General features: G+C 31.5%; 2 protein-coding genes. One reads left to right on the top strand and one right to left on the bottom strand.

Translation table 11 applies throughout. The annotated features are described in order from the left end of the window. Positions 1 to 321 precede the first annotated feature (321 nt). The gene (locus V7S50_RS33915) at positions 322 to 1242 is read left to right on the top strand and encodes a DMT family transporter (RefSeq protein WP_336376859.1); all 921 of its coding nucleotides are present in this window, start codon (positions 322 to 324) and stop codon (positions 1240 to 1242) included. An 88-nt stretch (positions 1243 to 1330) separates the two neighbouring features. Here V7S50_RS33915 and V7S50_RS33910 read toward each other — a convergent pair whose 3' ends face one another. Further along, entirely contained in the window at positions 1331 to 2122 is a 792-nt protein-coding gene (locus V7S50_RS33910) for a sulfotransferase family 2 domain-containing protein (protein WP_242256842.1), read from the bottom strand. Between the last annotated feature and the right edge of the window lie 201 nt (positions 2123 to 2323).

Raw genomic sequence — 2323 nt, 5'->3', positions numbered from 1 at the left:
GACTTAGGTTTTTTTGTGTTTATTTTTACTTATTAAATGTCATAATCCATACATTTAATAATCGTAAAGAGGAAAAAGGATGAAATAAAGACTGTTTAAAATAAATTTTGGGCGATAATGCCGTTAAGGGTTATATATAAAGTATATGTTTAAATGTTCTTTTAAGGTAAGAATTACCTTTTTATGTTAATTAAGTTGTAGTATGATTAAAAGTATTTTACTTTTCATATAATGTTTTTTCGTTTTTAAAGGATTTCACCCATCAAAAAATCTATAATTAAGGTAGTTAACATATATTTTTTGATAGGTGTGAGGGATTTTATGATAGAAATATGCATGTTATTAATGGCTGTTATATTATGGGGGACAGCTATTGCACCAACAAAGTGGGCATTAGAATCTATTCAGCCATTTACTTTGTTATTTATTCGTCTTTTATTCGCTGGTGGAATCTGTTTGCTGTTCTCATTTAAACAATTAAAAAGATCAGTTGCACATAAACAAGTCCCGTGGAAAAGAATGAGTTTACTATCTTTTACTGGCGTAGCTGGGTACTTTATGTTCACATCCTACGGTATTTCTTTAACAAGTGGATTGCATGTTAGTATTATTGATGCTGCTTTACCGTTAGTTACAATTCTGTTTTCTGCGTTCTTTTTGAAAGAAAAAATTCAGCTTAATTATTGGATAGGTATTGCATTGGGTGTTGTCGGAGTACTTCTTATTACAATTCCATCTAGTAACGTTGATCAGGAAGTATCTTTAATAGGAGATATCCTTATTTTATTAAGCACTTTCTTATTTGCTTTCTATACAGTATTGCTGAAAAGACCAAATCAAGAACAGTATCTATTAAACAAGGTTTTTACAACATTAACTTTAATTATTGGGGCTGTTATTCTATTACCATTTGCAATGGCAGAAACTTTTTACTATGGTTTCCCAGAAATCGAAACATGGAAGACGGGATTTAGTGTAATGTATCTTGTTATCGGGGCAACGATTTTAGCGTATTGGTTTTGGAATAGAGCACTAGAGACAGTCTCGGCATCAGTAAGTGGATTATATTTAAATGCATTACCGTTAATAAGTATCGTTGCCTCAATTGTTCTATTGAATGAATCTTTAACGTGGAGAATAGTAATAGGCGGTAGCTTAGTTTTATTTGGAGTGATATGGGCAGATAAGCAAAAAATAAGTAGGCTATTAAAGAGAAATAACTTGAATAGTAAGGACTGCTAAGTAGCATGCTGTACATAGTTTAAATATAAAAAACACCTTATATATATTAGGTGTTTTTTTTATATTTGGCAAAGATAATAGATTGAAATCAGTATGGGTACTCTCTACTATATCTATACGTATTGAAATCATTTTGAAATATTGTTTGAACGAGTTGTATACATTCGGTATCATAAAAACTTTCGAAAGTAGGGTAGCGAGGAAATAAAGGATTAGTAATATCTGCTTCGCTAAAATTTCCTTTATAGATCATGGCGGGAGTTTGATGATGCCATGATGTTGAGAACGTATTTATTGGAGCGGTTTTTAATTCGAAGCGTTTTTCTAATGCCTTTATTTCCTGATCAAAGTTTTCTAAGTATATATAATTGGTCACATATTCTTCTTCATTAGCTATATATTGTTGTGTGAAATGCGGGTTAATATCATTTGCCTGAGCACGATTAATAAATAGATAGTATAGAAATTGTTTAAATGAGAGCCCTTTGGAGGAATTTTCATCTTGATATAGAAACTTTCGGATGGGCTTCCATTGGGGATTTTCTATATAAGGAGGTGCAATTAAGGATACGAAGGAACTGACTGCTCTCTTATAAGGATTACGAACAAGTTTAAAAGTTTCTTTCTGTTTTTCTCGTAACGCGATACCTAGTCGTAGACTATAGGCAGGTGCATTTTTGTATATATCATATTCATAATTATGAATGAAAGAGCTATAACTTAGAGCTGTTTGTAATAAATCAATCTGGTAAAAGAACCACTTGGCAAGAGAAGTACAACCACTTTTTTGGCTCCAAAATAGTATGATAGGAAAATTCTTATGATAATGTGGATTTCTTGAATGGGCATTGATGATGTGTAATAAGGGAGGGTCGAACAATCTCTACACCCCTTTCAGATATTTTAAATATATGTATGAAAAATAAAGAGGAATATGAGTAGCTGTTTCATCTTTTCTAAAAAAGTGAAAGATTAATATTGACTATTACTGAATAGAGGTGTAGTATAGAACAAGTCGCCGATGCAATAACGCAGAACACGACAAACGAAATAAAAAAACTTAGTTGACATTAACTAACGA

It is taken from the genome of Bacillus sp. CCNWLW194, assembly GCF_037120585.1.
GTDB classification, from domain to species: domain Bacteria; phylum Bacillota; class Bacilli; order Bacillales; family Bacillaceae_G; genus Bacillus_A; species Bacillus_A basilensis.
Note: the sequence above shows the minus strand (reverse complement) of the source record. Positions and strands in the feature narration are given on the sequence as shown.

Bases quoted from the DNA above. Each gene is read 5' to 3' on its own strand.
- V7S50_RS33915 (WP_336376859.1), top strand. From the start codon at position 322: ATGATAGAAATATGCATGTTATTAATGGCTGTTATATTATGGGGGACA.